10 protein-coding genes are annotated in these 12,308 nt (G+C 66.1%); 1 reads left to right on the top strand and 9 read right to left on the bottom strand.

Annotated features, from left to right (window positions below):
• Positions 1 to 324: 324 nt before the first annotated feature.
• The 7 genes from gshB to LGR64_RS28440 form a co-directional block, all read right to left on the bottom strand.
• Entirely contained in the window at positions 325 to 1,275 is a 951-nt protein-coding gene (gshB, locus tag LGR64_RS28470) for a glutathione synthase (protein ID WP_141833162.1), read from the bottom strand.
• Between the two features lie 80 nt (positions 1,276 to 1,355).
• Positions 1,356 to 2,537 (bottom strand): benzoate/H(+) symporter BenE family transporter, encoded by a 1,182-nt coding sequence (locus LGR64_RS28465; RefSeq protein ID WP_141833160.1) that lies wholly within the window; start codon positions 2,535 to 2,537, stop codon positions 1,356 to 1,358.
• A 50-nt stretch (positions 2,538 to 2,587) separates the two neighbouring features.
• A complete protein-coding gene (locus LGR64_RS28460; protein WP_034397428.1) occupies positions 2,588 to 4,456 on the bottom strand; it encodes a potassium transporter Kup in 1,869 nt (622 codons plus the stop codon).
• Between the two features lie 97 nt (positions 4,457 to 4,553).
• Positions 4,554 to 5,849 carry a glutamate--cysteine ligase gene (gene gshA / locus LGR64_RS28455; RefSeq protein ID WP_012207794.1) on the bottom strand — a complete coding sequence of 432 codons (1,296 nt, stop codon included), beginning with the start codon at positions 5,847 to 5,849 and terminating at the stop codon, positions 4,554 to 4,556.
• 81 nt (positions 5,850 to 5,930) lie between these two features.
• Positions 5,931 to 7,397: a TrkH family potassium uptake protein gene (locus LGR64_RS28450; protein ID WP_013804766.1), complete on the bottom strand. Its 1,467-nt coding sequence runs from the start codon at positions 7,395 to 7,397 to the stop codon at positions 5,931 to 5,933.
• Positions 7,398 to 7,407: 10 nt separating this feature from the next.
• On the bottom strand, positions 7,408 to 8,865 hold the full coding sequence (gene trkA / locus LGR64_RS28445) for a Trk system potassium transporter TrkA (RefSeq protein ID WP_012207796.1): 1,458 nt from the start codon (positions 8,863 to 8,865) through the stop codon (positions 7,408 to 7,410).
• Between the two features lie 89 nt (positions 8,866 to 8,954).
• Entirely contained in the window at positions 8,955 to 10,235 is a 1,281-nt protein-coding gene (locus tag LGR64_RS28440; protein WP_012207797.1) for a glutamate-5-semialdehyde dehydrogenase, read from the bottom strand.
• Positions 10,236 to 10,423: 188 nt separating this feature from the next.
• On the opposite strand from LGR64_RS28440, the gene LGR64_RS28435 reads away from it, so the two are divergent.
• Entirely contained in the window at positions 10,424 to 10,726 is a 303-nt protein-coding gene (locus tag LGR64_RS28435; protein ID WP_013804767.1) for a hypothetical protein, read from the top strand.
• A 10-nt stretch (positions 10,727 to 10,736) separates the two neighbouring features.
• Here the strand turns inward: LGR64_RS28435 and holA are convergent, their stop codons facing one another.
• Both holA and LGR64_RS28425 read right to left on the bottom strand, forming a co-directional pair.
• Positions 10,737 to 11,789, bottom strand: a complete 1,053-nt coding sequence (gene holA, locus LGR64_RS28430; RefSeq protein WP_012207798.1) for a DNA polymerase III subunit delta — start codon at positions 11,787 to 11,789, stop codon at positions 10,737 to 10,739.
• Positions 11,790 to 11,794: 5 nt separating this feature from the next.
• Positions 11,795 to 12,301 carry an LPS-assembly lipoprotein LptE gene (locus LGR64_RS28425; protein ID WP_012207799.1) on the bottom strand — a complete coding sequence of 169 codons (507 nt, stop codon included), beginning with the start codon at positions 12,299 to 12,301 and terminating at the stop codon, positions 11,795 to 11,797.
• Positions 12,302 to 12,308 lie beyond the last annotated feature (7 nt).

Raw genomic sequence — 12,308 nt, 5'->3', positions numbered from 1 at the left:
CCTCAAACGCCCACGCTTATCGGCTGTATATTTTTAAGGATCGAAGCAGAGAATTTCTTCTTTACTTCCGACTCGCTACGATCAGCGAAGCCTTGAATTCTAGCACAGTTTTTAGCGTCGTTGTAATCAAATTTCTTTGATCTTTTCAACACCAGCGATCTGCATCGCTTCTCTTCAGCAGAGCCTTGCATTGTAGCACGTTTTTTGACGTTCTTGCAAAACCCTGGAAGCTTCACTTTTCAGACATCTGCATGTCATCGAGTGCAGGGGCGCAATTCTAGCACCAATCCTGGCGGATGACTGACGTCATCCGCCAGGATTTTTTCAGGCCGTAGCCAGAGCCTGTTCCAGGGCATCGACGAAGAGGCTGGCCACGTCGCAGCCGGTCTGGTCGTAGATCTCCTGGAAGCAGGTGGGGCTGGTCACATTGATCTCGGTGATGCATTGCCCGATGACATCGACGCCCGCCAGCAGCAGGCCACGCTCCATGAGGATGGGACCGATCTCCTCGGCCATGACCTTGTCGTGCTCGCTCAGCGGCTGGGCCACGCCCTTGCCGCCCGCTGCCAGGTTGCCACGCACTTCGTTGCCCTGGGGGATGCGTGCCAGGCAGTAGGGGACCGGCTTGCCTCCGATGACGAGCACACGCTTGTCGCCCTGGGTGATCTCAGGCAGGAACTTCTGCACCATGACGCTGCTGGCACCGCCCTGGTTCAGGGTTTCGATGATGCTGCCCAGGTTGCGGCCATCGGCGCCGACCCGGAAGATGCCCATGCCGCCCATGCCGTCCAGCGGCTTGAGGATGATGTCCTGGTGCTCTTCATGGAAGGCACGGATATCCTGTGCACTGCGAGTGACCAGGGTGGGGCCGATGAATTGCGGGAATTCGAGGATGGCCAGCTTTTCCGGATGGTCCCGCAGCGCCCTGGGCTTGTTGAAGACCTTGGCGCCTTCACGCTCGGCCTGTTCGAGCAGGTGCGTGGAATAGAAGTATTCGGAATCGAAGGGCGGGTCCTTGCGCATGAGGATGGCGTCAAAGCCTGCCAGTTCAGCCAGCCCCTCCTGGGTTGTCTCAAACCACTGCTGCGCATCCCCCGTGAGCTGGATGTGCCGTACATGGGCGACGACCTTGCCGCCACGCTGCCAGGAAAGCTGCCTGGGTTCACAGGCCACGATGGAGTGGCCGCGCCGCTGTGCCTCCCTCATCATGGCGAAGGTGGTGTCCTTGTAGGTCTGGAACGATTCGAGCGGATCGGCAACGAAGAGGATTTGCATGGCTTGTGTGCGGAAGGCGGCGGCCCGTGCCTCGCCTATATATAGGAAGCAAAAGGGGGTGCCCGGGCCTGGGCCGCATGTCAGCTGGCCCGTGCACGTCGGTAATGTTGCACAAATAGCGCCAGGCTGCCTGCGACCACGCCCCAAAACGCCGAGCCGACTCCGGCTATCACCACGCCGCTGAGCGTGACCAGGAAGGTGATCAGCGCCGCCTCCCGGTGCTCCTCTCCCTGCAGGGCCGTGGCCAGGCCGCTGCCGATGGAGCCCAGCAGGGCCAGTCCCGCAATGCAGACCACCAGTTCCCTGGGGAAGGCGGTGAGCAGCCCTGTGACCACGGCGCCGAAGATGCCGATGACTATATAGAAGAGGCCGCAGACGGCCGCCGCCGTATAGCGGCGTGATTTGTCCTCATGGGCCTCCGGCCCCATGCAGATGGCGGCGGTGATGGCGCTGAGGTTGAGCGCATATCCGCCAAAGGGGGCCAGCACCAGGGTGGCGATGCCGGTCATGCTGATGATGCGGGAGATGGGCAGGTTGTAGCCCGTGGCGCGGATGACGGCCACGCCGGGCAGGTTCTGCGAGGCCATGGTGACGACGAACAGGGGCAAGGCCAGGCTCACCAGGGCGGGCACGGAGAACTCGGGCATGGTGAAGACCGGCCAGGCAAGGCCTGCATGCACGGCAGACCATTGCATCTGGCCGGTGAGCGCCACCCAGGCGATGGAGACCGCCAGCGTGGCGATGACCGCATAGCGCGGTGCCAGGCGGCGCGACAGCAGATAGGTCAGCAGCATGACCAGCACCAGGGGCAGCGCGTGCCTGGCGGCGGCAAAGGCCTGCATGCCGAAGTTGGCCAGTACGCCCGCCAGGAGGGCGGCAGCGATTTCCATGGGGATGCGGTTCATGACGCGCTCGAACCAGCCTGTGGCACCCACCAGGATGATCAGCCCCGCGCTGATGATGAAGGCGCCGACGGCCTCGCCCATGGAAAAGCCTCCGGCAAGCCCCGCCGTGGTCAGCACGGCAGCGCCTGGTGTGGACCAGGCGACCATGACGGGCATGCGCAGTATCAGCGAGGGCAGCAAGGAGCACAGGCCCATGCCCAGCCCCAGCGCCCAGACCCAGGAGGTGATCTGCTCGGGCGTGGCATGGAAGGCCTGGGCGGCCTGGAAGACCAGGGCCACCGAGCTGGTGAAGCCCACGAGCACGGCCACGAAGCCGGCCGCAAAGGCGGAGGGACTCAAGTCACGGAGAAAGCGCATCGCGCGATTCTGTCACCACAGTCGCGGATCGTGCGATGCGCGGGCGACGCCTACAGCTCGATCTTGGAGCCCAGCTCCACCACGGAGTTGCTGGGCAGGTGCAGGAAGTCGGAGACACGGCTGGCGTTGCGGTGCATCTGGGCGAACAGCTTTTCGCGCCAGGGCGCCATGCGGTGGCTGATGCGCGGGATGATGACGTCGCGCGACAGGAAGTAGCTGGTCTCCATGGCGTCGAGCTGGCAGCCCCGGGGGCGCAACAGGGACAGCGCCGCTGGCACGTCGGGTTCGTTCTTGAAGCCGTAGTTGATGATGACCTGCCAGCAGTCGCTGCCCAGGGCCTCGATCTCGGTACGCTTGTCCAGGCCCACCCAGGGAATTTCGTGGTTGCGCACCGTGACGAAGATGTTCTGGCTGTGCAGCACCTTGTTGTGCTTGAGGTTGTGCAGCAGGGCGTTGGGCACTGTGCCAGGCTCGCCGGACAGGAAGACGGCCGTGCCCGGCACCCGCGCCGGGGGATGACGCCAGACCGATTCGAGGAAGCTCTTGAGGTCGATGGCATCGGCCTGCAGCTTTTGGTGCAGCAGCTCGCGGCCCTTGCGCCAGGTCATCATCAGCGAGAACACCGTGCCGCCGATCAGCAGCGGGAACCAGCCGCCATCGAACAGCTTGAGCAGGTTGGACGAGAAGAAGGCCAGGTCCACCAGGAAGAAGAAGCCGGTGGCGGCAATGCACAGGGCCAGCGGGTAGTTCCAGCGGTAGCGGATCACGAAGAAGGTCAGCGTGGTGGTGATCAGCATGTCCAGCGTCACCGCAATGCCGTAGGCGGCCGCCAGGTTGCCGCTGGAGCGGAACAGCACCACGGCCAGCGCAATCGCCACGAACAGGCTCCAGTTGACCAGGGGCATGTAGATCTGGCCGGCCTCGCGCACGCTGGTGTGGCGCACTTCCAGGCGCGGCAGATAGCCCAGCTGTATGACCTGGCGCGTGACGCTGAAGGCGCCCGTGATCAGGGCCTGCGAAGCGATGACCGTGGCCATGGTGGCCATCAGCACCAGGGGCAGCAGGGCCCAGGCCGGGGCCATCATGTAGAAGGGATTCTTCACGGCGGCCGGGTTGGCCAGCAGCAGCGCACCCTGGCCGAAGTAATTGAGCGTGAGGGCAGGCATGGCCACGGAGAACCAGGCCAGGCGGATGGGCTTCTTGCCGAAGTGGCCCAGGTCGGCGTAGAGCGCCTCCGCCCCGGTCACGCACAGCACGACGGCGCCCAGGATGATGAAGCTGGTGCCGGGGTTGTCCCAGATGAAGCGCACCGCGAAGTGCGGGCTGATGGCCGCCAGGATTTCCGGATGGCCGGCGATCTGGTGTATGCCCAGGGCGGCGATGGTGGCGAACCAGACCAGGGTGATGGGGCCGAAAAAGCGCCCTATCCCTGCCGTGCCGTGCTTCTGGAACCAGAACAGCAGGAACAGGATGACCAGGGTCAGCGGGATCACCGCCTTGGTGAAGTGCGGGGACACCACCTCCAGGCCCTCGACGGCCGAAAGCACGGAGATGGCCGGCGTGATCACGCCGTCGCCATAGAACAGCGAGGTGCCGAAGATGCCGATGAGCAGCAGCACGCTGCGCAGGCGTGGCTTGTCCTTGACGGTCTGCGAGGCCAGGGCCAGCATGGCGACCAGGCCGCCTTCGCCGTTGTTGTCGGCGCGCAGCACCAGGACCACGTATTTGAGCGAGACGATGACCGTCAGCGTCCAGAACAGCAGCGACAGGACGCCGTAGATGTTCTCCTGGGTGAACGGCACATGGCCGGAGCCGAACACCTCCTTGACCGAATACAGCACGCTGGTGCCGATATCGCCATAGACCACGCCGATGGCGCCCAGGGTGAGCGCGGCCAACGAAGATTTGGTTTTCTGCACAGGTCTATGCGCCATCCCGTGGGGAGATGGCTTCAGTCAATTGAAATGCCGGCATTGTCCGCTGTCCTGATGACGAGCGCATCGGACAGCACCCCGATCAGTCGTAGATTTCCGCGTTGGGGTTGGTCGCCTCCAGCTCATAGCTGGCCGCCAGCATGGCGACCCGGGCCACCACGCCGTACATGTAGAAGCGATTGGGCATGCTGGCACCCGGGCGGGCGCCGATCTGGGGCAGCTGGGTGCTGTGCTGGAAGGCCAGCGGCACGAAGCCGGCACCGGGCGCGTTGAGGTTTTCGTCCACATCGCGCTCGGGGTGCATGCGGTAGAAGCCGCCGACCACGTAGCGGTCCATCATGTAGACCACGGGCTCGGCCACGGCGTTGTTCATGCGCTCCTGGGTGAGCACGCCTTCCTGGATGATCACGTCGTGCACGGTCTGGCCGTCCTTGATCATGCCCATCTTGTTGCGGCTCTTGCGCGGCAGCTCGGCCAGTTCCTTGGCGTCGCGCACGGTCATCACGCCCATGCCATAGGTGCCGTTGTCGGCCTTGACGATGGCAAACGGCTTTTCCTTGATGCCGTATTCCTTGTACTTGCGGCGCACCTTGGCCAGCAGCACATCGACCTGCTCGGCCAGGCCTTCCATGCCCACGCCATTGGCGAAGTCGATGCCTTCGCTGCGCCCGAACAGCGGGTTGATCAGCCAGGGATCGATGCCCAGCAGCTTGCCGAAGCGCTTGGCCACTTCCTCGTAGCTCTGGAAATGGCGGCTCTTGCGGCGCACGCTCCAGCCTGCATGCAGGGGCGGCAGCAGGTATTGCTCGTACAGCTCCTCGACGATGCCCGGAACGCCGGAGGACAGGTCGTTGTTGAGCAAGATGGTGCAGGGATCGAAATCCTTGAGGCCGATGCGGCGCTTGCTGCGGATCACCGGCTCCAGCGTCACCGTGTCGCCATGCGGCAGGGTGACGGTGGTGGTCTTCTTCACATCGGGGCTGATGGAGCCGATGCGCACATTCAGACCGGCCATGTTGAAGATGCGCTTGAGCTGCACCACGTTGGCCAGGTAATGGGTGTTGCGCGTGTGGTTCTCGGGAATGATGAGCAGGTTGCGCGCTTCGGGGCAGATCTTCTCGATCGCCGCCATGGCCGCCTGCACGGCCAGCGGCAGCATTTCGTCGGTCAGGTTGTTCCAGCCGCCAGGAAACAGGTTGGTATCCACGGGCGCGAGCTTGAAGCCGGCGTTGCGGATGTCCACCGAGCAATAGAAAGGCGGCGTGTGTTCCATCCATTCGAGCCGGAACCAGCGCTCGATCGCCGGCATGGAGTCGAGGATGCGCTGCTCAAGCTCGTTGATCGGGCCTGTCAGGGCCGTGATGAGATGTGGAACCATAAAGACCCTCTGGGTACGGCGGTGGGGGGCAATTGTAGAGATTGGACCATGGCCTAAGTGTTTTCCCTAGTCTCTTCGGCATCATCGGCGCCAGAAAGCCGGGGAAAGCAGCGCCATGAAACTGAGGATTTCCAGGCGCCCCAGCAGCATGGCCAGGGTGCAGATCCAGGTCTGGAAGTCGGTGAGCACAGCATAGTTGGAGCTCGGCCCCAGCGCGCCCAGGCCCGGCCCCATGCAGTGCACGCTGGCCAGCACGGCGGAAAAGGCGGTCACCGGGTCCAGGTCGGTGAGCAGCAGCACCATGCTGAGCGTGATCACGGTGGCGCCATAGACCAGCATGAAGGCCAGCACCGAGAAGATCATGCGGTCGTCCACCACGCCGTTGCCCAGCCGCACGGGCTGCATGGCGCGCGGGTGCACGAGCCGCGTGAGCTCGCGCCGCGCCTGCTTGAGCAGGATGAGCATGCGCACCATCTTGATGCCGCCACCCGTGGAGCCCGCGCTGGTGGCCACGCCCGACAGCAGCAGCATGAGCACGGGCGCGAAGACGGGCCAGCTCAGGTAGTCGACGGTGGTGAAGCCCGTGGTCGTGGCCACCGAGACCACGTGGAAGATGCCATAGCGCAGCGCCTCGACAGGCCCGTACACGCCCTTGGCCCACAGCAGCAGCGCGACGATGAGCCCGCCGCCCAGCAGCACGGCCAGCGTGGCGCGCATTTCGGGGTCGCGCCAGAAGCCGTCCCAGCGGCCCTTGCGCATGGCCACGAAGTACAGCGCGAAGTTGCAGCTGGCCAGCAGCATGAAGACCAGGGCGATCAGCTCGATCAGCGGCGAGTCGAAGTAGGCAAAGCTGGCGTCGTGCGAGGACAGGCCGCCCAGGCTCACCGTGGCGAACATGTGCATCAGCGCATCCAGCGGCTCCATGCCCGCGGCCCAGAAGGCCAGTGCACAGGCCAGCGAGAACACGCCGTAGACGCCCCACAGGCCCTTGGCGGTCTCGGTCATGCGCGGCGTCAGCTTGGTGTCCTTGATGGGGCCGGCGGCCTCGGCGCGGAACAGCTGGGCACCGCCCACGCCCAGCAGCGGCAGGATGGCCACGGCCAGGATCAGGATGCCCATGCCGCCCAGCCATTGCAGGAAAGTGCGCCAGACATTGATGGACACGGGCAATGCATCCAGCCCCGTGAGCACGGTGGCGCCCGTCGTCGTCAGGCCCGAGACGGCCTCGAAATAGGCATGGGTGAAGCTGATGCTCAGGCCCACATGGCCCAGGCCCAGCACCAGGGGCAGCATGGCGCACAGCGGCAGCACCACCCAGACCAGGGTGACGAGGATGACGCCGTGGCGCGGCTGCAGCTCGCGCCGGAAATGGTCCAGGCCTACCCACAGCGACAGCCCCGCCGCCGCCGTGATGCCGATGGCCCAGGGGTAGATGCGCCAGATGCCGTCGTCGGCAAACCAGGACACGGCAAAGGGCAGCAGCATGGACAGCGCGAACATGACCATGAGCATGCCAAGCACGCGCAGGACGGGGAACAGGTCGCGCATGGGTATGGGCTCAGAAGAAGGTGGCGCTGACGCGGAACAGGTTTTCCACGTCCCGCACCAGCCGCTTGTGGGGCAGGAAGAAGACCACGTGGTCGCCGCTCTCGATCACGGTGTTGCCGCGCGGGATGATGACCTCGGGCTCGGCGCCGGCCGCGATCTCGTCGGCCGGCACGCCTTCGGGAATGCCGCGCACGATGAGGCCGATGTGCGCATCCTCGGGCACGCGCAGGTCCTCGACCTTGCGGCCGACCACGCGCGAGCTCTTGCGGTCGCCGCGCGCCACGATCTCCAGCGCCTCGGCCACGCCCCGGCGCAGGCTGTGCACGGCCTGCACGTCGCCGCGGCGCACATAGGCCAGCAGCTCGCCGAGCATGGCCTGGGCCGGCGACAGCGCAATGTCGATCTGCGTGCCGTGCATCAGGTCGGCATAGGCGCGCCGCGTGATCAGCGAGAGCACGCGCCGCGCGCCCATGCGCTTGCCCAGCAGGCTGGCCATGATGTTGTTCTCGTCGTCGTCGGTGAGGGCCAGGAACAGGTCCACGTCCTCCACGCTTTCATCGGCCAGCAGGTCCTCGTCGGTGGCATCGCCGTGCAGCACCAGCACCTCGGCCGGCAGCAGCGAGGCCAGGTCCTGGCAGCGCTGCTCGTCGGGCTCGATGATCTTGATGTGAAAGCGGCCCGGCACGCGCGACAGCTGCAGCGCCAGGCGCAGGCTGACCTGGTCGCCACCGGCGATCATGATGCGGTAGACGGGGCGCGAAGGCCGGCCCGCGGGCTGGTGGATGGCGCGCAGCACCTCGGCCACATGCTCGCGCGCGGCCAGGATGAAGACTTCGTCGCCGGGCTCGATGCGGGTGTTGCCGTCGCAGCGCACGAAGCGGTCGGGCTCCTCCAGGAAACGCCGGTAGATGGCCACGATGCGCATGGCCAGCTCGGGCATGCAGTCGCGCAGCTCGCCGATGTGCTTGCCGACGGCGGGGGCGCCGTCGCGCGCGCGCACCGAGGCCAGCGCGGCGCGTCCGCCCGCGAAGGCGCGCACCTGCATGGCTTCGGGGAACTCGATGAGCTTGCTGATGTAGTTGGTCAGCGATTCCTCGGGGCAGATGATGCGGTCCACGCCGAAGCCTTCCTTGCCCAGCAGCGTCTCGTCATCGCCAAAGCCCGAGGAGCGCACGCGCGCGATGCGGGTGGGAATCTCGAACAGCACCTGGGCCAACTTGCAGCACACCAGGTTGGTTTCGTCGAGCGCGGCGCAGGCGATCAGCAGGTCCGTGTCCTTGGCTCCGGCCTCGGCCAGCACCTGGGGATCGATACCGTTGCCCACGACGCCGCGCAGGTCGAACCGCGACTCCAGCTCGCGCAGGCGACGCGCATCGGTGTCGATCACCGTGATGTCGTTGCGTTCGGACACCAGGCTTTCAGCCACGCTGTAGCCCACACGGCCGGCGCCAAGAATGATGATTTTCATGGGTTCATTGCGGTGCTGCGGTGCCGGCGCGGGGCATCCCGGCGCGGGGCGTCCCGGCAGGGTGCCTGCCGGCGCGCAGCAAGGTCCGGTCAGGTGCGGACTTCGCCTTCACCCAGCACCACGTATTTGAGCGAGGTGAGACCTTCGATGCCCACAGGACCGCGCGCATGGAACTTGTCGGTGCTGATGCCGATTTCCGCACCCAGGCCGTACTCGAAGCCATCGGCAAAGCGCGTGCTGGCATTGACCATGACGCTGGCCGAGTCCACCTCGCGCAGAAAGCGCTGGGCATGCATGTGGTCGCGCGTGAGGATGGCATCCGTGTGGTGGCTGGAGTAGCGGTTGATGTGGGCGATGGCTTCGTCCACACCCGCGACGATCTTGACGCTGATGATGGGCGCCAGGTATTCCTCGCTCCAGTCCTGCTCGGTGGCCTCGGCCAGCTGGGCACCGGCCACGGACTTCAGGATGGCCAGCGATTCGGGGCAGCCGCGCATCTCGACCCCCTTGGCGGCGTAGATGGCGCCGATCTGCGGCAGGAACTCGGCGGCCACGCCGCGCGCCACCAGCAGGCTCTCGCTGGCGTTGCAGGGGCTGTACTTGTTGGTCTTGGCGTTGTCGGCCACCTTGACGGCCATGGCGATGTCGCAGGGATCATCGACATAGGTGTGGCAATTGCCGTCCAGGTGCTTGATGACGGGCACCTTGGCCTCGCGGCTGATGCGCTCGATCAGGCCCTTGCCGCCGCGCGGGATGATGACGTCCACGTAGTCGGGCATGGCAATGAGCTGGCCCACGGCCTCGCGGTCCGTGGTCTGCACCAGCTGCACGCCGTGCTCGGGCAGGCCGGCCTCGGCCAGCGCCCTGGCGACGAGGGCAGCCAGTGCCTTGTTGGAGTCGATGGCTTCCGAGCCGCCGCGCAGAATGCAGGCGTTGCCGCTCTTGATGCTGAGGCTGGCCGCCTCGATGGTCACGTTGGGGCGGCTCTCGTAGATCATGCCGAACACGCCGATGGGCACGCGCATCTGGCCCACGCGGATGCCGCTGGGCATTTGCTTCATGCCGATGATCTCGCCGATCACGTCGGCCATGGATGCCAGCTGTTCGCAGCCCTGGGCACAGGTTTCAAGCACCTTGGGCGTCAGGCGCAGGCGGTCCACCATGGGTGCGGACAGGCCGTTGGCCACGGCGCGGTCGAGGTCACGGGCGTTGTCGGTCTGCAACGGCTCCACGTTCTCCCGCAGCAGGCGCGCCAGCGCCAGCAGGGCGCGGCTTTTGACGGCAGCCGAGGCTCGGGCCATCTGGGCGGAGGCCACTTTGGCCTGAACGCCCAGGTTGTGGGTGTATTCGACGATATTGAGCGCGTTCATTCCGAGATTCTCGCCGAGTTGCGCCCATTTGCGCACCGGGACCGGGCATGCCCCGCGCCGACATGCGGCTGCGATGCGGCCGGGATGCGTCTGCGCACGGCCGCCAGAGGGCAAACCCCGCGTTGCGGCGGCCGGCAGGATGTCGCGGCCACCCTACACTGCTGCCCAGTACGCAGAGGTTTCCCGCCATGTCCACCAGCCACGACACTCTTCTCGCCGCCCAGCAGCTCGCCCAGTTGCACGCCGGCTTCGCCCAACTGGCACAGCAGCAGCTGTCGGCCGCCGTGCTCGGACAGCAGGCCAGGGCCTCGTCGGAGTTGCTGCAGGCCCTGCCGCCGCGCTACGGCGAAGTGCTGCTCAATCTGCTGGACCGACTGGAGTCCAGCGCGCTGTTCAGCGAGGAAAGCTGCTCCTTCAGCCAGAAGGACCTGCTGGACAACCTTGAGACCTGGGCCACCAAGGCCCAGGCGCAGCTGGAAAAGACGCGCTAGGAACGGTACGTCAGCCCTTGGCGCCGGCCTGGGCCAGGTCCACGGCCAGGCGGCGCAGGGCCTGCCAGCCGTCGCGCGGCCAGCCTTCGAAGGCCAGGCCTTTGACGATGCCGTCCACCGCGTGGGCCGATTGCAGCAGGCGTGCGGCCTGGGCATCGGTGATGCGCGGCAGCAGGCGCTCGAACAAGCGTTCCTTGACGCCCCAGATGCGCTGGGCGCGCAGCGCCATCGGCAGGGGCTGGCCTGCGGCCATGGCGTCCCTCACGCGGCAGATGGCGCGGATGTCCTCGGCCAGGGTCCAGTGCACCAGCACCTCGGCCGTGCCTTCGGCCTGCAGGCCATCGAGCATGCGCGAGACGCGCGCCAGCTGCCCGCCCAGCACGGCCTCCGACAGCTTGAAAACGTCGTAGCGCGCCACATTGAGCACGGCCTGCTCGACCTGGGCCTGGCTCAGTTCACCCTCGGGATGCAACAGCGCCAGCTTCTGGATTTCCTGGTGCGCGGCCAGCAGGTTGCCTTCGACGCGGTCGGCAAAGAACTGCAGCGTGCGCTGCCCTTCCTCGCCGGGTGCCACGCGCTGGCCCTGGGCCGCCAGCCGCTGGGCAATCCAGGCCGGCAACTGGGCGCGCTCAATGGGATCGATCTGCAGCGTCATGCCCTGGGCCTCCAGCGCGCTGAACCAGGCCCCCGTCTTGGTGGCCTTGTCCAGGCGCGGCAGCAGGACCAGGGTAAGCGTGCTGTCGTTGCCCCGCGCGGACTCGGCGATCTGCTGCAGCGCGGCGCCGCCGTCCTTGCCGGGCTTGCCCGAGGGAATGCGGATCTCGACGATCTGCCGGTCGGCGAACAGCGACAGCGAGCCACCGGCCGCCAGCACGGCGCTCCAGTCGAAATGCGCGCCGGCCACGGTATAGCTGCTGCGCTCGGTATAGCCGGCCGCGCGCGCCGCGGCGCGGATGGCATCGGCCGCCTCCTGCTGCTGCAGCGGCTCGTCGCCGTGCAGCACATAAAGCGGGCGCAGGCCCTTGGCCAGATGGCCGCCAAGCTGGTTCAGGGCAAGCTGCATGGAACTCAGGTCAGGCTCTTGACGGCCGCCAGACGGCGCAGCAACTGCTGCACGATGTCAGTGCGCATGTCCTTGTAGAGCATGGCCTCCTCGGCTTCCTTGGACAGCGCGTTGGTTTCGTTGTACGTCACATCGCGCTGCTGCAGGATTTCGGTCTCGGGAATCGGCTCGTCGCCATTGGGCGTGCGCAGCTTGAAGCGCACGCGCAGGCGCAGCTGCAACTCGCGCACCTGGCCCAGCGCGTTCATGCCGACGATGACCCGCTCCTGCCGCTCGCTGACGATCTGGAAGATCGCTTCGGCATCGTCGGGCGATGCCGGATCGCGCAGCACGGTCAGCTTGTCGCTGGCACTGGCCAGATTGCGCGACAGCTCCCGCGCTACCGGAGAGCCCCGGCCCGCCTGGATGTACAGCGAGCGGAACACGAAGGTCGGCACCCCCCGCAGGCGAAAGCCGCAGGCCCCCAGCAGCGGAGCCAGGGCCAGGGCGGTGAGCAGGGTACGTTTTTGCATGCTTGTT

The organism is Delftia sp. Lp-1 (assembly GCF_020523835.1).
GTDB lineage: Bacteria > Pseudomonadota > Gammaproteobacteria > Burkholderiales > Burkholderiaceae_C > Comamonas > Comamonas acidovorans.
The sequence above is the reverse complement of the archived record's forward strand: the minus strand, read 5'-3'. Positions and strand labels throughout refer to the sequence as shown.

Coding starts and splice junctions, on each gene's coding strand:
- gshB (WP_141833162.1), bottom strand. CDS start 1,275: ATGCAAATCCTCTTCGTTGCCGATCCGCTCGAATCGTTCCAGACCTAC.
- LGR64_RS28465 (WP_141833160.1), bottom strand. CDS start 2,537: ATGCGCTTTCTCCGTGACTTGAGTCCCTCCGCCTTTGCGGCCGGCTTC.
- gshA (WP_012207794.1), bottom strand. CDS start 5,849: ATGGTTCCACATCTCATCACGGCCCTGACAGGCCCGATCAACGAGCTT.
- LGR64_RS28450 (WP_013804766.1), bottom strand. CDS start 7,397: ATGCGCGACCTGTTCCCCGTCCTGCGCGTGCTTGGCATGCTCATGGTC.
- trkA (WP_012207796.1), bottom strand. CDS start 8,865: ATGAAAATCATCATTCTTGGCGCCGGCCGTGTGGGCTACAGCGTGGCT.
- LGR64_RS28440 (WP_012207797.1), bottom strand. CDS start 10,235: ATGAACGCGCTCAATATCGTCGAATACACCCACAACCTGGGCGTTCAG.
- LGR64_RS28435 (WP_013804767.1), top strand. CDS start 10,424: ATGTCCACCAGCCACGACACTCTTCTCGCCGCCCAGCAGCTCGCCCAG.
- holA (WP_012207798.1), bottom strand. CDS start 11,789: ATGCAGCTTGCCCTGAACCAGCTTGGCGGCCATCTGGCCAAGGGCCTG.
- LGR64_RS28425 (WP_012207799.1), bottom strand. CDS start 12,301: ATGCAAAAACGTACCCTGCTCACCGCCCTGGCCCTGGCTCCGCTGCTG.